19 protein-coding genes are annotated in these 19,670 nt (G+C 36.6%); 18 read left to right on the top strand and 1 reads right to left on the bottom strand.

All coding sequences use genetic code 11. From position 1 onward, the window contains the following. Positions 1–70: 70 nt before the first annotated feature. The gene (locus tag CIB29_RS04435; protein ID WP_094547189.1) at positions 71–1,735 is read left to right on the top strand and encodes a nucleoside kinase; all 1,665 of its coding nucleotides are present in this window, start codon (positions 71–73) and stop codon (positions 1,733–1,735) included. 34 nt (positions 1,736–1,769) lie between these two features. On the opposite strand, the gene CIB29_RS18365 is transcribed toward CIB29_RS04435, so the two are convergent. Beyond that, positions 1,770–2,621, bottom strand: a complete 852-nt coding sequence (locus CIB29_RS18365; protein ID WP_117434599.1) for a hypothetical protein — start codon at positions 2,619–2,621, stop codon at positions 1,770–1,772. 170 nt (positions 2,622–2,791) lie between these two features. Between CIB29_RS18365 and CIB29_RS04420 the strand changes: the two genes are divergently transcribed. The 17 genes from CIB29_RS04420 to CIB29_RS04340 all read left to right on the top strand — a co-directional run bounded on the left by CIB29_RS04420 (position 2,792) and on the right by CIB29_RS04340 (position 19,654). After that, entirely contained in the window at positions 2,792–3,088 is a 297-nt protein-coding gene (locus CIB29_RS04420) for a hypothetical protein (protein ID WP_094547185.1), read from the top strand. Positions 3,089–3,201: 113 nt separating this feature from the next. Next, a complete protein-coding gene (locus CIB29_RS04415; protein WP_094547183.1) occupies positions 3,202–3,807 on the top strand; it encodes a 50S ribosomal protein L25 in 606 nt (201 codons plus the stop codon). Between the two features lie 14 nt (positions 3,808–3,821). Beyond that, positions 3,822–4,202: a zinc ribbon domain-containing protein gene (locus CIB29_RS04410; protein WP_094547181.1), complete on the top strand. Its 381-nt coding sequence runs from the start codon at positions 3,822–3,824 to the stop codon at positions 4,200–4,202. 92 nt (positions 4,203–4,294) lie between these two features. Further along, positions 4,295–5,356 carry a nicotinate-nucleotide--dimethylbenzimidazole phosphoribosyltransferase gene (cobT, locus tag CIB29_RS04405; protein WP_094547179.1) on the top strand — a complete coding sequence of 354 codons (1,062 nt, stop codon included), beginning with the start codon at positions 4,295–4,297 and terminating at the stop codon, positions 5,354–5,356. A gap of 58 nt (positions 5,357–5,414) precedes the next feature. Next, the gene (locus CIB29_RS04400) at positions 5,415–7,262 is read left to right on the top strand and encodes an ASKHA domain-containing protein (RefSeq protein WP_094547177.1); all 1,848 of its coding nucleotides are present in this window, start codon (positions 5,415–5,417) and stop codon (positions 7,260–7,262) included. A 118-nt stretch (positions 7,263–7,380) separates the two neighbouring features. Beyond that, a complete protein-coding gene (locus tag CIB29_RS04395; protein WP_094547175.1) occupies positions 7,381–7,794 on the top strand; it encodes a zinc ribbon domain-containing protein in 414 nt (137 codons plus the stop codon). A gap of 3 nt (positions 7,795–7,797) precedes the next feature. After that, positions 7,798–8,478, top strand: coding sequence for a DUF2085 domain-containing protein (locus CIB29_RS04390; RefSeq protein WP_094547173.1), 681 nt, complete (start codon positions 7,798–7,800; stop codon positions 8,476–8,478). 46 nt (positions 8,479–8,524) lie between these two features. Further along, on the top strand, positions 8,525–9,100 hold the full coding sequence (locus CIB29_RS04385; RefSeq protein WP_094547171.1) for a 5-formyltetrahydrofolate cyclo-ligase: 576 nt from the start codon (positions 8,525–8,527) through the stop codon (positions 9,098–9,100). After that, positions 9,090–10,064: a CPBP family intramembrane glutamic endopeptidase gene (locus tag CIB29_RS04380; protein ID WP_094547169.1), complete on the top strand. Its 975-nt coding sequence runs from the start codon at positions 9,090–9,092 to the stop codon at positions 10,062–10,064. Before CIB29_RS04385 ends, CIB29_RS04380 begins: the two co-directional genes overlap by 11 nt. Before the next feature lie 212 nt (positions 10,065–10,276). Next, a complete protein-coding gene (locus CIB29_RS04375) occupies positions 10,277–10,483 on the top strand; it encodes a heavy-metal-associated domain-containing protein (protein ID WP_094547167.1) in 207 nt (68 codons plus the stop codon). A 351-nt stretch (positions 10,484–10,834) separates the two neighbouring features. Continuing rightward, the gene (locus CIB29_RS04370; protein ID WP_094547165.1) at positions 10,835–12,031 is read left to right on the top strand and encodes a sensor histidine kinase; all 1,197 of its coding nucleotides are present in this window, start codon (positions 10,835–10,837) and stop codon (positions 12,029–12,031) included. Next, positions 12,003–12,656, top strand: coding sequence for a response regulator (locus tag CIB29_RS04365; RefSeq protein ID WP_094547163.1), 654 nt, complete (start codon positions 12,003–12,005; stop codon positions 12,654–12,656). The genes CIB29_RS04370 and CIB29_RS04365 overlap by 29 nt, the downstream gene beginning before the upstream one ends. Before the next feature lie 104 nt (positions 12,657–12,760). After that, on the top strand, positions 12,761–14,572 hold the full coding sequence (typA, locus tag CIB29_RS04360; protein WP_094547161.1) for a translational GTPase TypA: 1,812 nt from the start codon (positions 12,761–12,763) through the stop codon (positions 14,570–14,572). A 12-nt stretch (positions 14,573–14,584) separates the two neighbouring features. Further along, positions 14,585–15,679, top strand: a complete 1,095-nt coding sequence (gene mltG, locus CIB29_RS04355) for an endolytic transglycosylase MltG (protein ID WP_094547160.1) — start codon at positions 14,585–14,587, stop codon at positions 15,677–15,679. A gap of 209 nt (positions 15,680–15,888) precedes the next feature. Next, positions 15,889–16,551: an O-methyltransferase gene (locus CIB29_RS04350; RefSeq protein WP_094547158.1), complete on the top strand. Its 663-nt coding sequence runs from the start codon at positions 15,889–15,891 to the stop codon at positions 16,549–16,551. A 123-nt stretch (positions 16,552–16,674) separates the two neighbouring features. Continuing rightward, positions 16,675–17,925, top strand: coding sequence for a peptidase U32 family protein (locus CIB29_RS04345; protein WP_094547156.1), 1,251 nt, complete (start codon positions 16,675–16,677; stop codon positions 17,923–17,925). A gap of 70 nt (positions 17,926–17,995) precedes the next feature. After that, positions 17,996–19,654 (top strand): peptidoglycan D,D-transpeptidase FtsI family protein, encoded by a 1,659-nt coding sequence (locus tag CIB29_RS04340; protein WP_094547154.1) that lies wholly within the window; start codon positions 17,996–17,998, stop codon positions 19,652–19,654. The last annotated feature ends 16 nt before the right edge of the window (positions 19,655–19,670 follow it).

Here is a 19,670-nt window from a genome sequence, read left to right as displayed (position 1 = left end):
ATGGAATACATTGGAATACATGATGTTAATTAAACATATATCTAATATATAGGGAAGGAAGGGAGATGTTATGAAAGAAGGTTATCCAGCAATTAAAGTTAACATTGAAGGAAAAGTTGAAGAATTTCAAAAAGATATTGCTCTCCTGGAATTAAGCCGTTCATTCAAAAATAACAGAAGTTTAGAAATTTTAGCAGGTAAAGTGGATAACAAAATTAAAGACCTGAGTTATAAGTTAGAACATGATTGTAAAGTTGAATTTATCGATTTATCATCGGAAGATGGAGTGCGGGTATATAAGAGAAGTTTATTTTTTATTCTTATGAAAGCAGTAAAAGAGCTATATCCCGACAGGAAGCTTACCATAAGACATTCTATCAGCAGAGGTACGTACTGTGAACTAAATGGCAGTCAAACAATAATAGAAAAAGATATTCAGAAAATAGAGGGAAAAATGAGAGAAATAGTATCTCGTGAAATTCCTATGGAAAGGTGCACAATACCACTGGAGGAAGCCCGGCAGATTTTTCTCCAGAGCGGAGATTATGATAAAGTAAGTTTGCTTAAGCATTGCCAAAAAGAATTCATAAGCATATACAAATGCGGCGATATGGCAAATTATTTATACGGGCATTTAGTGCCGCATACAGGCTATATAAAAAACTTTGAACTGATGTACTATCCCCCTGGATTTATACTAAGGTATCCGGATAAAAATTCACCTTATAAAATCCCCGAATTTGAAGAGAATAAAAAACTCTTCCAGGTTTTAAATGAATATAAGAGGTGGGGAGAAATATTAAATGTTTCCCATATAGGTTCTCTAAATGAGATTATAGCTGCCGGAAATGCAAAGGATTTAATTCATATCTCAGAAGCTCTCCATGAGAAGAAAATTGCATATATCGCGGATATGATTAAAGAAAATGCAGATAACATTAAAATCGTACTTATTTCCGGTCCGTCTTCATCAGGCAAAACGACTTTTGCCCACCGTCTTGCTGTACATCTGAGGGTCAATGGTCTGAAGCCAGTAACCATTTCATTGGATGATTATTTTGTGGACAGGGAACATACTCCGCTGGATGAGAATGGGGAGCCTGATTTTGAAGCGCTTGAAGCTATAGACATTCATTTATTTAATGAACATCTCCGTCAATTAATAGATGGAAATGTGGTAGAGATTCCCATATTTAATTTCCATCTGGGGTGCAGGGAACCTAAAGGTAGAAAGTTAAAGCTGGAACAGGACCAGATTATTATTATTGAAGGTATCCATGGTCTTAATGAAAAACTGACATCGTCTATTCCAAGAAAAAACAAATTTAAAATTTATGTCAGCGCGTTGACGCAATTAAGTTTAGATGATTATAATCCTATTTCTACTACAGATACCCGGCTGATTAGAAGAATGGTAAGAGACTTTAATTTCCGTTCCAACTCGGCTTTGCGGACTTTAGAAATGTGGGGTTCGGTAAGGAAAGGAGAAATGAAAAATATATTTCCGTTCCAGGAACAGGCTGACGTTATGTTTAACTCTGCACTGGTTTACGAACTTGCTGTATTGAAGAGTTTTGCATTACCACTACTGGAAGGGATTGACAATACTCATGAGCAGTATTCAGAAGCCAGGAGATTGATTGATTTTCTAAGTTATTTCTTGACAATCTCCACTGACAATATTCCCAGTACATCCATCATGAGGGAGTTTATTGGTGGAAGTTCTTTATACTAAATTATTAATAAAAAATAACCAGCTGTACGGCTGGTTATTTTTCAAATGTTTCTTCTAATTTTTTCAGGTTTTCCAGTGCAATATCGCTTTTGAGTTTGGTAAGATTCATATTTGACTGTGCCACTACTTTTTCTAACTCATATATAGAAAACTCCATTTTACTTGCCTGGTTTTCCTGCTCCTTTTTAACCTGTGCTTTTACTATGGGCCAATGGGATTTTAAGTTGTTTATACTGGATTTTGATTTTTCCCATTGATTTGCCATTCCATTATATTTTGCGTCTCTTATAAAATATGCTATCCTTTTTAAATCCGGTGGAGTTTTATTCGTATACTGTCCCATAAATTCTGGAATAAATTGATACAGTTCGTTGGCAGTAAACAGGGTATTTAGCATATCTTTAGCTTCCACATAGGTTGTCAATATATTAAGAGAATTACTGAAATCATCAATAACTTTCTTAGGTGCTCCAGCCTTCACTGCTTCCGGTTGAAACGAATTCCACTGCTTGTGAATGTCTTCAACTTTTTTAGTTACTGTTTTCCATTTTTTATCTTCAGGAGATTCTTTCTTGACTTCTTTTTCTGTTTCTTGCTTGGTTTCAGCTTTGGCTTTATCCTTATCCTCTTCCTGTTTTACTTCGGTTTTTGTTTCAGTCTTGATTTCTGCTTCCGATTTTTCTTCTTCTTTTTTATCTAATTCCTTAATGACATCTTGTATTGAAGATTCCAGTCCTTTAAGGGTATCCGGGGCTTTTTTTTCTGATTCACTTGTACTTTTGGGCGCGGGTTTAGCAGCCTTTTTAGAACATCCGGAAAAAGCAGCTGTAACCATGGAGAGGGTAAATACTAATATAATATAAGTTATTATACGATTTTTTTTCACATAAATCACCTCAAATTTAGTCTAACCACTAAAAATATAATAAATACTACTTTCATATAATATCTGAGGATTTAATAAAAAGAAAAAATTACATAAAGGATTTTTCATTATTTTGTTGAATATTTATATTTGTAGTTTTGTGTTTTTTAATTCGTTGAGAGGAGTTTTTTATGTTGATTACAGTGAATTTAATGTCTAAAAAAGAGGGGGAGATCAAAAGATTTTTAAGTAAATATTTTGAAAAGGAATCTGCTGTAGATGAAAATGTAATAGAATGGATATATGTTTACAGAAATGTTGTTAAAGCTCTTGATGTAATAGATTCGGTTATGGATAATTACAGCGATTATAATATATCTTTATGGGTACAGGTAGGTGATGAAGATATAGTGGAAGTTACAAAATATAACAGAAATAAGTTAACGGCAAAAATTTTAAAAAGCACTGAAAATGCAGGAATTTTCTAAGCATAATAAAAGAGTATATAGAAGTATATGTCAAAGACAGCATTTTTGGTGTTTAAAATTTTATAGTATGGGAATACTCCTCAAATAGATATATGATATGAGGAGGAATACATATGGAAATACCAGTTTTAAATGCCAACTATAGAATTGGGGTAGGTAAAAATAGTGCCCGTCGTTCAAGAAATATTGGACAAATTCCCGGGGTAGTGTATGATTCTGATTTAAATAAACTGATAGGAATTGACAAAAAAGATTTAGACTCAGTTTTAGCCCATTATGGAGAAAATGCTCTGGTAAATATTCAGCTTGGTGGAGATACAATAAAGTCTATGATTGTTGAAGTGCAGCATCATCCGGTGAGCAGGCAGGTAATGCATGTGGATTTTAAGCCGGTAAGAGATGACACAAGAGTACGCGCCCATATTCCTATCAAATTTATCGGAATGGCTGAAGTTGAGCGCAGCGGTGGAATTTTACAGCGGCAAAGACAGGAAATCGAAGTAGAATGTGCTGCGGATAGAGTACCCAAGTTTATTAACATAGATTTAAGCAGGCTTGCTGTCGGACAGAGTTTTAAAGTTCTGGACATTGAAATTGCCGAAGAACTCTCGATACTGACTAAGCCGACGGAAGTAATTGCAACGCTGACTGCAGCTAATAATTTTGTAGAACCCGGAAACAGCGTAGTTGCAAATAAAGCTGAAGAAAAAGAAGAGTAAAGGGGAATGACATAATGACAATACTTAATGAGATTAGAAACAAAATGACTGAGACAGCTAAAAGTGCAATAAAAAAGTCAAATGAGATTGTAGAGGTCACCAAACTTAGTATTTCGATAGGAGATGCCCAATCCCGGATTGATAAATTACTAAAAGATATAGGAAAAATCATGTATGATGCCTATAAATCGGGAGAAATTTTTTCAGAAGAAATCTCAACGATATGCTTAGAGATTGATGAGATTGCAGATGAAATCAACAGCATGAGACAAAAAATTGCGCAGCTTAAAAATGTCAAGGTCTGTCCGGTATGTGAAAAAGAAAACGAGAGCGATGCATCTTTCTGCTCCAGGTGTGGTCATAAGATCAGTGAGGAAGCAGCTGGTGAAGAGTAAAAGATAGTACAAAATATATAAAGATTGTATATTGCAGATAGCCTTCTAGGTATTATATGATATATTCAAAGTAATACTTAGGGGGTTTTTTTATGGTTGCATTAGAAGAAATAGCCGCAGTGATTACGCCTTTATACATAGATATTATGGGTCAAGTTAAAAAAAGACTGGATAGTTTAACAAAACCGATAGGAAGTCTCGGGCGATTAGAAGACATTGTTATGCAATTGGCGGGTATCAGCGGGGAAGTATTTCCTAAAGTAGACAAGAAGAATGTTATTATTATGTGTGCTGATAATGGTGTTGTTGAGGAGGGAGTCAGTTCCTGCCCTAAAAGTGTTACTGCTGAAGTTACGCGAAATTTTACCAGAGGCATTACAGGAATAAATATATTTGCAAGACATGCAAATAGCGATATAACGATAGTGGATATTGGTGTAGATGCTGAAATTGAGTGCCAGCAAGTGTTGAATCGAAAAATAAGGTGGGGTACCGGAAATATTGCAAAAGGCCCTGCCATGTCAAAAAGTGAAGCAATAAAAGCTATCGAAACAGGTATCGATATTGTTTCTGCTTTAAAGAAAAAAGGAGTTAATCTTTTAGGAACAGGAGAAATGGGAATAGGTAATACCACCACAGCGAGTGCAATTGTTGCAACGTATGCCGACTGTCCCGTTGATAAAGTAGTGGGTAAGGGAGCAGGTCTAACCAAGGAAGCCTATCATAATAAGATTGCCATAGTGAAAAAAGCTATAGAAGTGAACCAACCGGATAAAAAAGACCCGATTGATGTTTTATCCAAAGTTGGGGGGCTTGATATTGCGGGACTAGCAGGGTGTTTTATAGGGGCTGCGTATAACAGGATTCCGATTTTAATCGACGGGTTCATTTCAGGCTCAGCAGCATTAATTGCATGCAAGATACATCCTCTGGTAAAAGAATATATTATTCCATCCCATGGGTCTGCAGAACCAGGCACAGAAGTCTTGATGAGTTTACTGGAAATGGAGCCAATGTTAAACCTTAAAATGAGACTTGGAGAAGGAACAGGAGCAGCACTGGCCTTTCATATCATTGATGCAGCAGTTGCAGCATACAATCAGATGGGTACTTTTCAAGATGCAAATATAGAGCAATATGAGCCGTTAGAATAGGAATAGTGGGTTGTGGGTGAACCCCTGGTCTTTTTGGTATTAATGTTGAAAGGGGCAAATGATGTTGAAAGGGAATAAGTGCAGAATAAATCTATTATATGGTGAAGCGCAAAAAGAACTTCAATGTGATCAAGGCAGCATCCTCATGGACGTTTTGAATAAAAATAATATTTATATTGATGCTCCCTGTGGGGGAAATTGTCTATGTGGAAAGTGTAAGGTGAAAGTAATAGGAGAAAATGTCTCACTGCCTGCTCAGGAAGAGCTTAAGCTTATCACTCAAAAAGAAAAAAATGAAGGATATAGACTTGCATGTACAGTACAAATATTAGGTGATGTTGAAATAATTTTGGAGGATAATCGTGATAGTGCTCAAATCATGTCTGGAGGGATTGACCGTACAGTCTCAGTTTCTCCGGCGATAAGAAAAAAGGTTGTTGTATTGGATAAGCCTGCTATACAGGATCAAAGAGATGACCTGCAGAGACTACTGGATGCATTAGACCTAGAATGCCGCCAAATCCCTTTAAAAATACTTCAAAAACTGCCGGATTTAATCCGGGACCATAACTGTACGGTTACAGTTGTGTATAATGATAAAGAGATTATTTCAGTTGAAGGCGGGGACACATCTCACTTATGTTACGGAGTTGCCGTAGACATAGGGACTACAACAGTAGTTACGTATCTGGTAGATTTAAATTCAGGAAAGCAGGTGGATGTAATATCTGAGCTTAACTCCCAGAAATCTTTCGGGGGAGATGTAATTTCAAGAATTAGCCATACCCTTCAACAGGTTGATGGGTTAAGGCAGCTTCAGGAAAAGATTGTTTCCCAAATAAATTGTATGATACAGGGAATAGCCAATAAAAATAAAATTGATGTTGAACATATATACAGCATTGTACTTGTTGGAAATACCACTATGATGCATCTGTTTAGCGGGGTGCCGCCCAAAAATATTGCAGCTTCGCCTTTTACACCTGCTTTTACTCAAAATATGGTTTACCATGCAAAAGAGTTGGGATTGAAAATTAATGATACATGCCTGGTTTATTTACTTTGCTGCATTTCAGGGTATGTAGGTGCTGATATTGTTGCTGCAATTTCAGCCAGTGGAATGATGGAAAAGGATGAACTAAGTTTACTAATAGATATAGGGACAAACGGGGAGATTGTTTTGGGCAATAAAGAACATATCACCTGTTGTTCAACAGCTGCAGGGCCTGCCTTTGAAGGTGCGCATATCAGGAACGGCGTAGGTGGCATTGCAGGAGCAATCAATACGGTTAAATTGGAAAATAATCAGATAAAATATACCACAATTTCAAATGGCAATCCTCTTGGAATTTGCGGTTCCGGGATTGTTGACATAGTGTCAATGTTAATTGAGACGGGAATTGTAGATGAAACTGGAAGAATTGTAGATGAGGATGAAGTAGAATCAGAATTGGGCAGAGCGTTGATTAAAAATGTCATAGAACTGGACGGGATGCCTGCCTTTGTAATAGCGCAGGACACCGAAACAAAAAATGGGGAGCCCATCGTTATTACCCAGAAAGATATTAGAGAGGTCCAGTTGGCAAAAGCTGCAATTGCTGCGGGCATTAATACATTGATTAAAACAATGGGGAAAAAGGTTGAAGATATAAGTAATATCTATCTTGCCGGTGGCTTTGGTAGTTACATTGATAAAAAAAGCGCAGTGCGTATTGGATTATTACCAGGGGAGCTTGAAAATAAAATCACTGTACTTGGTAATGCAGCCGGAATGGGAGCAGTCATGGCTTTATTATCCGAGCAATATTATTTTTATAGTAATGAGATAAAAAGATTGGCAACATATGTTGAACTGTCAACCACTCCAGAATTTCAAGATGAATATGTAAATTGTATGTATTTTTAAAAGTGTACATTTCTCATGTGCACTTTTTTATTTTTTTAAAGATTTTGCTATTATAAAAAAGGATTTTTAATGGTAATATAGAATAATTAGACATTATAGAAAAAAGGAGATGATTTTTATGCGGCAATGCCCTTATTGTGGGGAACACATAGACAGCAGTACCTCGAAATGTCCGTTTTGTGGAAGTAATGTAGAGCCCCGGAACGATATCCAGGAAGTAGAATTAATTAATTCTGGCAATATTCCTTCACAATCTCAGAAGAATTCACTAAGCAACGGCCTTAAAGTACTTTTTGCAATGATATCTACTATTCCTCTTGTCGGGCAGCTTTTTGGCATTATATTGGCAATTATATACATGAATGCTGAAGGAGATGCGGATAAGAAATCCTATGGGAAAGCATTGCTTACGGGTACACTTATTATAACTTTGGTTACCTGCTTATGTTGTGTTGCTTATTTTGTTTTTTCTTTATATTTCATTTCTAACAATATGCCGGAATTATTTGAACAATTTAAGCAGATTCAATAATATATGGATATTTTACTGTTAGAAAAAATATATTATAGATTGGGGGCTCTCATTTGCCACCAGATTACTTCAAGGACTCTTGTTGTAGATGGAAAATACTTACCTGTGTGTGCAAGAGATACCGGTATTTATTTAGGGATGTTTCTAAGCCTTGTTTTTTTGTATCTTAGTAAAAGATGGGACTGTGATAAACCACCAAGATTAAGTTTAACTATCATATTGTGTGCATTTATAGTTTTTATGGGATGGGATGGGATAACTTCCTATTTGCAAATCCGGACCACCAATAATATGGTTAGGCTTATTTCTGGAGGACTATTTGGAATGGCAATTCCATTTTTTCTTATGCCTATTGCTAATTTTAAGATTTTCAATTGCAATAAGAATCCGGCGCTTGGAACTTTTAAAGAATTAATTATACTTGCATTACTGCTTGTTCTGGTGTGTATGACCATATATTACGGGTTGATCAAAAATTGGTGGCTTATTTCATCTATCATTATTTTTACCATGTTGTTTATTTATTATAGAATTTGTTACTCAATCACTGTGCAGGTATTTAAGACTGCAAAGATTAATCAATTATTTATTTCATTACTATTGGAAATACTAATATTTACCTGTTTGTATTTGTTTTCAGAATACATACTGGCACCAATTAAAGAGGTAAATAACTTATTGTAATCAGAAGTCATAAACTAAAAATATACACCCATACAGGAGGGATCACTTGAATAAAAAGGAATTACGGAATAAATACCTTAAGATGAGAAAAAACTTACAATATGAAGAAGTAGAGAAAAAGAGCAAAAATATCATTCAAAAACTAATGGACACTGCATGGTACAGGCAGTCCAATACCATTATGAGCTACATAGATTTTAGAAATGAAGTAATTACACGAAGTTTTATAAAGCATGCTTTGAAGGATAATAAAAGGATAATAGTCCCTATTACCGATATGTCATCCAAAATACTTATTTTATCAGAATTAAAAGATTTTGATAATGAGTTATGTCAAAGCAGCTACGGTATTTTAGAACCTAAAAAGGAATATGTTCGGGTAGTAAGCTGCAATTTGCTCGATCTGGTACTGGTCCCCGGTCTGGCCTTTGATACTAGTGGTTATCGAATAGGATATGGCGGCGGTTATTATGACAGGCTGCTGCAGCGCTTGCCACAAAAGACAATAACCATAGGCCTGGCCTTTGAATTCCAGATAGTCGGTAATATACCTGTTGAAAGTTTTGATAGAAAAGTAGATTTCATTATTACAGAAGAAAGGATTATTCGTCATGAACACTAAGGGTAGAGTTACGGTAAGAGGAGCAAACTGGCTGTTCCTAACTACATTAATTTTGCAATTTGTCATAGCTTTTGCAATAAGTATACCTATTGGCTTACTTTACTTTCTTATTAGTCAAAATGAACCTCAAGAAAATGATTTAATGAACTACTTACTAATCTTTACCCAGATCTTTGCAGTTTTTTTGCCGGCATTATTATACCTGAAATTTAAAGAAGTGGACATTCCAAAAGTTATACGGTTAAAACCTTTGAGCCTTCTTCACATCATACTGGCTTTCATTATAGGATTATCGGGACAATTTATTGCTCAAATGTTAAATTTACCTGTCTTGTATCTCTTGAGCCTGCTTGGTGAAATACCACCGCCTCCGATACCTATACCACATACTTTTAGCGAATTAATCATTAGCCTGCTGGTTGTTGCACTTGCTCCTGCTGTCAGTGAGGAAGTTATGGTAAGAGGAATTATCATGAGAGCCTATGAAATCAGGGGTACTAGAGCAGGTTTAATCATTTCTGCTTTATTGTTTGGTTTTATGCACGGTGATATCAAAAATTTATTGGGCCCCATTTTCTTTGGGGTGATTTTTGGATACCTGGTAATCCGAACAGGTTCTCTTTTTGCAGGAATGATAGCCCACTTTACTAACAATGCTTTTGCTATGTTATTAGCTTATTTAGAGGAAAATTTTCCTGAACAATTTCCTTTTTTGCAGAGTGATTTTTTTATACTGGGAGCTTTCGTATTATCAATCATATTATTTGTCCTGGCAATTATAGTGCTTAATAAGACAACTTTTTTGGAGGTAAAACCTTCAATTTCCAATATGAAACAGGATTTAAGAGCTGCTTTTATTAATATGCCTATTATGATAACAATGGTTATTTATATGATTCTTCAAATTTTTACTATCGTTGAAATATTGCAAGGCAATCCGCAATTGTCTATTAAAATTTGGTGATCTGCGCAGTGAAAATCTTCATCAAAATGAATAAAAACCTTTTATTTTTCAAAATATATTAGCGAAGAATGGATGTATGGCTCTAAGCCTTTTCGCAACGTTCTTTCCATAATATTCTTCAAATAAAAAATATGCACTTACGAAGAATGCAGGTATTTGTGACCTTTAAATTCGGGTTATGGTGTACATTAAGAATACAAGGAGAGGTTTAAGTGAATTCAGCAGTTTTCAATGTGGAGGGTATGAACTGCAGCAATTGCGTGGATATCATCAGAAGTTCAGTTGGAGCAATAAAGGGAGTGCAGAATGTAAAAATTGACTTTGACAGTAAACAGGTGAAAGTAGATTATGATTCTTCTGTCGTTCAAGAACAAAAAATAAAAGATACAATCACTGAAATGGGATATGGGTTAAAATAATTGAATTTAATCTTGTAAACATAGCTAGATAGACTATATAATAGATTATATAGTCTATTTTTGTTGTTCTGTATTAGATTTGCCATAAATCACCAGAGGTGCTTTAAAAACTTATATAGAATATAGTAATTGCAAAAATATTATTATAGAAGCTGAAAAAGCATTATTTGTTACAATGACTGCAACAGAAAACCTGTCTGCTTGCAGACAGAATGAATGTCGCATAAAGTTTCATCAAAATCTACCGCTTAAATAATTTCGAGTACGGCACACATCTGCGTTATTTCAAATGAGTACCGTACACGAAGAATAAAATTGAAGATTTTGATATTTTTTGAGAGGAGAAAATTTGTGGGGAATAATAAGCTTGATATTACCAAGCTGGATAAAATTATTAAAAAAACAATAGAGGCGATTAATGCCAGTAAAAATCAAATATATGATATTGCAGAAGGGGCACGTAAGGAATGTAAGCGGCTGGAACAGGATCTGGCAGAGTTAAAAGAGCAGGCAAAGCAGATTATTAAGGCTGTTGAAAAATTGGAAAAAGAATTAAAAGAAAGTCGCAGAAATTTAATGCTGCTGAGCAAAAACTTCGCGAATCGTTCGGATGCGAAATTAAAAGAAGCCTATGAAAAGGCAGATAGTTTAAGAATTGATTTAGCAATCAAGAAGGAGCAGGAACAAAATATCATTGTACGGCGCAATGAGCTTGAAATACGGCTTCGGGAAGCTTACAAAACCGTTGAAAGAGCAGAGGACCTTATCACTCAGATAGGGACTGTAATGGAATATCTTTCGGGTGATTTATTAGATTTGAGCTTTCAATTAAAAAATATTCAGCAAAAGCAAAATCTGGGAATTAAAATTATAAGGGCCCAGGAAGAAGAACGTCAGAGGGTTGCCCGGGATATTCATGACGGACCTGCCCAATCTATGTCTAATGTAGTCCTTAAGGCAGAAATATGTGAAAAATTAATAGATGTAGATGTACAAAAAGCAAAAAATGAATTAAGAGAACTGAAAATGGTGGTAAGGGGCTGCCTGCAGGATGTGCGGAGAATCATTTATGACTTAAGACCCATGTCCCTTGATGATTTAGGGCTGATACCCACCATCCAAAGATATGTGTCGAATTATCAGGCGGAAACGAATATTGAGACCAGGTTTAGAACGAATGGTAATTGTGAGGATATTAGTCCGGTTATTTCTCTCACTACTTTCAGGATTATACAAGAAGCTTTAAATAATGTTAAAAAGCACGCTCAGGCACAAAGTGTAACCGTTAATATATCTTTTACTGAAAGTATTTTGTCTTTACATATATTTGATGATGGTAAAGGTTTTAATTTAGATGAAGTTGCTAAAAAAAGCTGCGACCAAAGTGGAGGATTTGGGCTTTACAGCATGAAAGAGAGAGTAGAGTTGTTAAATGGGACTTTTGAAATTCAATCAGAGATTGGCAAAGGCACAAAGTTGAACATAGAAATACCGCTAAAATCAAAAGAGGGGGTTCAAGATGAGAAAAATAAGAATACTAATAGCTGATGACCACTCCATGGTAAGACAGGGGTTAAAGCAGATTGTTGAATTGGAAGAAGATATGGAAGTAGTAGCTCAAGCGTCTAATGGAGAAGAAGCAGTAAATTTAGCAATGGAGGTTCAGCCTGACGTAATATTAATGGATATCAATATGCCCAAGGTGAACGGCATTCAGGCGATAGCCCAATTAAAAGAGAAAGGATGCTCCTCTAAAATTATTATGTTGACTATTCATGCTGACCGTGAGTATCTTGTAAAAACAGTTCAGCTTGGAGCTGCCGGATACGTGTTGAAAGATGCTGATTCGGATGTCTTAATCAAAGCGATTCAAAGTGTATATAAAGGTCAATCCTATATTCAACCTACAATGACTACTGAACTTATTAAAGAATTTACCAAAGGTGTATCCGAGGAGCACAGTAATAAAAATCAAAATCTGCTTACACAAAGAGAAATTGAAGTTTTGGAACTTATTGCAGAAGGAATGTTGAATAAAGAAATTGCGGCAAAACTATATATTAGTGAAAAGACAGTTAAAAATCATGTATCCAACATATTTAAAAAGTTAAATGTGTCCGATAGGACGCAGGCTGCAATTTACGCGTTTAAACATAATATAAAGAAAGATTGATGCCCTCTAAGCAAGGGCTTTTTATTTTAATTGACACTTTCTTTTGGTTAGGCTAAAATGGAAGAGTTAATATATACTAATCATTTAAGGGTGAAAAGTAATCAATGCAAATAAGAGAAGATGTAAGAAATATAGCCATTATTGCACATGTTGACCATGGAAAAACTACTTTAGTGGATGGATTATTAAAGCAAAGCGGTATTTTCAGGGCAAATGAACAGGTACAGGAAAGAGTTATGGACTCCAATGATTTGGAAAGGGAAAGGGGAATTACCATACTTTCCAAAAACACTTCGGTGATGTATAAAGGAATAAAAATCAACATTGTAGACACTCCGGGGCACGCTGACTTTGGAGGCGAAGTAGAACGTGTCCTTAAAATGGTGGACGGAGTACTCTTATTGGTAGATGCCTTTGAAGGATGCATGCCGCAAACCAGATTTGTTCTTAGAAAGGCGTTAAGCCTCAACCTTAAGCCAATTGTAGTAGTAAACAAGATCGACCGTCCCGGGGCAAGACCTTACGAAGTAGTGGATGAAATACTTGAGCTTTTCATTGAATTGGGTGCGGATGAAGATCAGTTGGAATTTCCGGTGGTGTATGCATCTGCCCGTGATGGCTATGCTGTGGTGGAACCGGAGGCAAAAGGGGAAAACCTGCTGCCTCTATTTGAAATGATTGTTAACCATGTTCCAGCTCCTAAAGGTGAAATGGAACAGCCTCTGCAGATACTTGTTTCCAATATTGAATATGATGAATATATCGGCAGGATAGCGGTAGGAAGAGTAGAACGGGGAAGTGCACAATATGGCCAACAAGCTGTATTATGCAAAAAAGATGGAAGCAATGTCAATGTGAAAATAACCAGGTTGTACCAGTTTGAAGGGTTAAAAAGAGTAGAAGTAGAAAGTGCAAAACTGGGGGATATTATTGCTGTATCGGGGATTAGTGACATTAATATTGGAGAGACCATTTGTGATGCAGGTCATCCGGAACCCCTGCCATTTGTTCAAATTGATGAGCCAACCATATCTATGACATTTAGTGTCAACAATAGTCCCTTTGCAGGCAAAGAAGGAATTTTTGTAACATCAAGACATTTAAGGGAAAGGTTGTTTAAAGAGACTGAAACCAATGTGAGCTTGAAAGTAGAAGAAACCGATTCTGCGGATTCTTTTAAGGTTTCGGGGAGAGGTGAACTTCATCTCTCAATTTTGATTGAAACGATGAGAAGGCAGGGTTATGAATTCCAAGTATCAAAGCCGGTAGTAATCAATAAGGAAGTCAATGGTGAAATTCATGAGCCAATTGAATTGTTAATCATAGATGTGCCCGAAGAATATATGGGAGTAGTTATGGAAAAAATAGGGATGAGAAAAGCTGAGATGATTAATATGACATCCGCTAATTCGGGGTATATGCGATTGGAATTTAAAATTCCTGCAAGAGGATTAATTGGTTACAGGTCTGAGTTTATGACGGATACAAAAGGTAATGGGATAATGAATCATATTTTTTATGGCTATGAACCCTATAAGGGTGATATACAGGGAAGACAGCGGGGTTCACTCATTGCTTTTGAAACAGGAGAAGCTACCACCTATGGATTATATAATGCTCAAGAAAGAGGGACATTATTTATTACCCCCGGTACTAAAGTATATGAGGGGATGGTAGTAGGGGAAAATTCCCGTCTGGAGGATATTACGGTCAATGTATGCAAGAAAAAGCACGTTACCAATATGAGAGCGGCCGGTTCTGAAGAGGCACTCAGGTTAACGCCGGCGACAGTTTTAAGTTTGGAACAGTCATTGGAGTTTATTGCTGATGATGAATTGGTTGAAGTTACTCCTAAGAATATCAGACTGAGGAAAAAAATTCTCAACCATGAAATGAGAGCTAAAAGCAAAAGATAAGGAGGTGTGGTGATGGACTTATCTCCTGAACCAACAAGGAAGACCGGAAATGTAAACAAGTTTTTCAGCTTTTTCATCAAATTCACCTTAATGTGCATTATTATCGTTTCATGTGTAATTGCAGGGAAGTATGCCTTCAAAATAGGCTACCAGTATGTTAAAGACCCTGATAGCTTTAACCAAAAGAGAGATGTGGAAAACAGGACAGTAGAGGTAGAAATTCCTAAAGGTGCTACTACTCAGGATATTGCAATGATTTTAAAAGAGAAGGGTCTAATTAAATATCCAATCCTTTTTAGAGTGGTATCTAGAGTAAAACGTTATGATGGTAAGTATCAGCAGGGGATTCATCGTTTGAACACATCAATGGACTATGAGGCTATTATGTCAGAGCTGCAAAAAAATGTGGCAAAAAAAGAAACTAAAAAGTTTACCATTCCGGAAGGTTATGAGTTTAAGCAAATTGTAGAAAAGCTAGCTAACGAGAAGTTGATCGATAAGGAAAAATTTATACAATTAGCGGAAAATGGCGAATTTGACTATCCTTTCTTAAAAGATTTGCCTGAAAGAAAAAATAGATTGGAAGGGTATCTTTTTCCCGATACTTATGAGGTATATGCTGATGCCACTGAAGAAGATATAATAAGAAAAATGCTTGAACAGTTCGAAAAAGAATTTAAACAGCAGTATTATGAAAGAGCAAAAGAGCTGGGGATGACAGTGGACCAGGTGGTGATACTGGCTTCAATGATAGAAAGAGAAGCAAAATTGGATAAGGAAAGACCTCTCGTATCCGCAGTTTTTCATAACCGTTTAAAAAGTAAGGACTATCCATTCCTTCAATCTTGTGCAACAGTCCAGTATATTTTAGGGGAACGAAAAGAAATACTATCGGTAGAAGATACAAAAATACCGTCACCATATAATACCTATATCAATCCCGGGTTGCCGCCGGGACCAATTGCTTCCCCCGGCAGGGAGTCCATACGTGCTGCATTGTATCCGGCAGATGTTGACTATATGTTTTTTGTAGCAAATAGTGATGGAAGCCATATTTACTCAAAAACTTACAACGAGCATTTAAAAGCGATGAAAAGGGTAAAATAACGTTCTTTCCATCATATTTAAACTATATAGTTCACAGTTAACAGTTCTCAGTTAACAGTTCTCAGGCCACAGTAGTAAACGATTTAATAGCTTTTACCGTGAACTGTGAACCGTGAACCGTGAACCGTGAACTTATTAACCTTTTATCTGTCATGTAAAATCATTAGCAGTAAATATATAGTATAGCATATTAAAATAGGAGCGGTTTAATGATAGAAGACAATATAAATTACGATTATATTACACGATATATACGGGAAACCATCCCGCAAAATCAGGGGATACTTAAAGAGATGGAAGAATATGCCCATGAGAATCATGTGCCTATTGTCCATCCTGAAGTTGCAAGATTAATCTTTGTGATAGCAAAGATAATAAATCCGGTTAATATTCTTGAAATTGGTACGGCAATAGGATACTCTGCCATCCTTCTCTCAAAGGCATTAAAACCGGGCGGCAAAATAGTAACAATTGAACGGTATGAAAAAATGATAAAAGTTGCCCGGGAAAATATTAAAAAAGCTGATTTGGAGAATACTATAACTGTTTTGGAAGGAGATGCAGAACAAATACTCCCCGGGCTGGCAGGACAATACGATTATATTTTCATTGATGCAGCCAAAGGGCAATACCTAGAATTTTTACCCCATTGTATGAGACTGTTAAAATCAAGTGGCGTACTTGTGTCTGATAATGTACTCTATAAGGGTATGATTGCTACAGACAAACTGGTGGTAAGGAGAAAAAAAACCATCGTAAAAAGATTAAGAAACTATCTTACGACTATTTGTAATCATCCGCAATTAGAAAGTACAATTATTCCTATAGGAGATGGAGTGGCAATATCTTATAAAGTGGGGTGTGGGGAGTGAAAAGCTGGGAGAATTTTTAATAACAATGAAAATAGCCTGTATAGTGGTTTTACTCTACACTATCCACTCTCCACTGACCACTATGTTTATATAATAAAAAAGAGGAAACATCGAGGTGATGTTATGAAAAAACCTGAGTTATTGGCCCCAGCAGGCAATTTAGAAAAATTAAAGATGGCAGTTATCTACGGTGCCGATGCAGTTTATCTTGGAGGAGAAGAATTTGGGCTAAGGGCAGCAGCGGATAACTTTAATACGGAGGAAATGAAAGAGGGCGTTGAATTTGCCCATAGCAGGGGAAAAAAAGTATATGTTACAGCCAATATTATTCCTCACAATGAAGATTTGCAAGGGCTTCCGGAATATATACGGGAGGTATCGGAAATAGGTGTTGATGCACTGATTGTCTCAGATCTTGGCGTATTTGCAATAGCAAAAGAAGTAGCGCCAGACCTTGAGATTCACATTAGTACTCAAGCAAATAATACCAACTGGAAGAGTGCGGAATTTTGGCACAAGCTTGGGGCAAAAAGAATCATTCTTGCGAGGGAACTTTCGTTACAGGAAATCAAGGAGATAAGAGAAAAAGTTCCTGCTGATGTTGAATTGGAATGTTTTGTGCATGGCGCCATGTGTATATCCTATTCCGGACGCTGCCTGTTAAGCAACTATATGGCAAACAGGGATGCAAACCGTGGTGCTTGCGCACACCCATGCCGGTGGAAATATTATTTGATGGAGGAAAAAAGACCGGGAGAATACATGCCGGTTGTTGAAAATGAAAGGGGCACGTTTATTTATAACTCTAAAGACCTGTGTATGATTGGACATATTCCTGAACTGTTGAAGAGTGGGATATCAAGTTTGAAAATAGAAGGTCGTGTAAAGAGTGCTTACTATGTAGCAACTGTAGTAAAAGCCTATAGGCAGGCAATAGATGCATATATGGATAATCCGGGAAAATATGTATTTGATCCGGCATTACTTGATGAATTAAAGAAAGTCAGCCATAGAGAGTACACAACAGGGTTTTATTTTGGGAAACCCTCTGGAAAGGAGCAAATTTATCATACCAGTTCCTATATAAGAGAATATGATATTGTAGGACTGGTAAAGGAGTATGATCCGGTTACTGGGATTGCAATCATTGAACAAAAAAACAGGTTTTTTGTTGGAGATGAGGTTGAAGTTGTGCAGCCGGATAAGCCTTTTTTCTTCACGCAGATTATAGAAGAAATGAGAAATGAGGAAGGCCAGGCAATCAATGTTGCCCCCCATCCTCAGATGGTTTTGAAAATACCAATGAAAGTTCCTGTTGTACCCTATTCCATGCTGCGTAAGAAGGGCGAAGAAAAAGATCTAAGTGGCCGGTAGTATTGTATAGTGCACCCTATGTCTGGGAAAAATGTAGTATGAACTATTTTCCTGACTTGGAGGTGCACTTTTGATTTATCACAACAGATTAAGGTTTATCACAGTTTTTTTTACAATATTATTCTTATGCATGTTTGTGAGACTTTTATATTTCCAGGTAATACAGAAAGATTTTTTAACCCAACAAGCAGCCCGGCAAAGAGCTATCGATACGACATTGAAAGTTGCCAGGGGTAATATTTATGATAGAAATATGATACCTTTCACCGATAGGGAAGATAAATATTATGTGGTCGTTATTCCCAACCTTTTTAAAGATTTTGTCCAGGTATCCCAGGACCTGTCAAAATATACGGGATATAGTACACAACAAATAAAAGAGATATTAGGTGAAAAAAAACCCGTAACTTTTATCATAGATAATTATTCTGAGGAAGAGATTACTGAAAAATTAAATTATCCCGGAGTTAAAATTATAAGCTTAAGCAAGAGATATGGCAATTCTTCATTGGCAAGACATGTTATAGGATATATAAATGACGTTGACCAGTCGGGATATTCCGGAATTGAAAAGGCATTCAATCAATACCTCGCCACTCAAAAATCTCAGAGCATAGGGATGGTTGGAGATGCTTTCAAACGTTCCATACCCGGCCTGGGCTACAGGGTTGTAAATTGTTTTGGCAGTAACGACAATACCGGAGTGCGTCTTACTTTGGATTATCATATACAAAGCATAGTGGAGAAAGTAGCGGACTCACAAATGAAAAGCGGCGCCGTTGTTGTGACCGACGTACAAACGGGTGATATTCTGGCGTTAGCCAGCAGGCCTAATTATTTGCAGGATGATATTAAGCAGTATATAGAGAGCCAGGAAAGTGAGCTGGTTAATAAAGCATTTTCCGCATATGATGCAGGTTCTATATTTAAAATTGTTGTTGCTGCAGCTGCCCTGGAACAGCAGACTATTGAGATGGAGACGCCTTTTACATGCACTGGACGTATCGATGTGGATGGAAAAGAATTTAAGTGCTATAAAGAAGATGGTCATGGTGAAATTAATTTTATAAAGGGGTTTGCCTATTCCTGCAATCCTCTATTTATAGACACAGGATTAAAGTTAGGGTATAAATCCATTATAGATATGGCAAAGAGATTTGGATTTGGAAGCCCTATACATCTTTTTGACGGACTGGAGCAGCAGTCAGGAAATGTTCCAGATAAGAAGTATGTTTCTCCTAGAGAGATTGCCAATATCTCTATAGGACAGGGAGAAATACTTGTAACGCCCATCCAGGTGGCGGATATGGTAACAACTATAGCGAATAATGGGATAAGAAAGAAATTAAATATTGTAGATGCGATTGTAACAGATGATGGAAATGTAGTAAAACAGTTACGACGTGAAGATGATACACCAGTTATCAGCGCTGACATTGCCAAAAAGATTCAGAAGATGATGGAAGAAGTAACAGCTTCAGGAACAGGAACAAATGCCAGGATTGAAGAATACGGAGGTGCAGCAGGAAAAACCGGCAGTGCCGAAACAGGGTGGAAAACAGAAGACGGACAAACAAAAGTCCATGCCTGGTTCACAGGATATTTTCCTATTACCAAGCCCAAGTATGCAATGGTAGTATTTGTAGAAAACGGAAGGCAGGGGGGAAAGGCCGCAGCACCAATTTTTAAAGAAATTGCAGAAGAAATTTTAAAGTTGAATTATAAGTAGTGCGACAGGGGACGGT

It is taken from the genome of Petroclostridium xylanilyticum (assembly GCF_002252565.1).
In the GTDB taxonomy this organism is placed as follows: Bacteria; Bacillota; Clostridia; order SK-Y3; family SK-Y3; genus Petroclostridium; species Petroclostridium xylanilyticum.
Note: the sequence above shows the minus strand (reverse complement) of the source record. Positions and strands in the feature narration are given on the sequence as shown.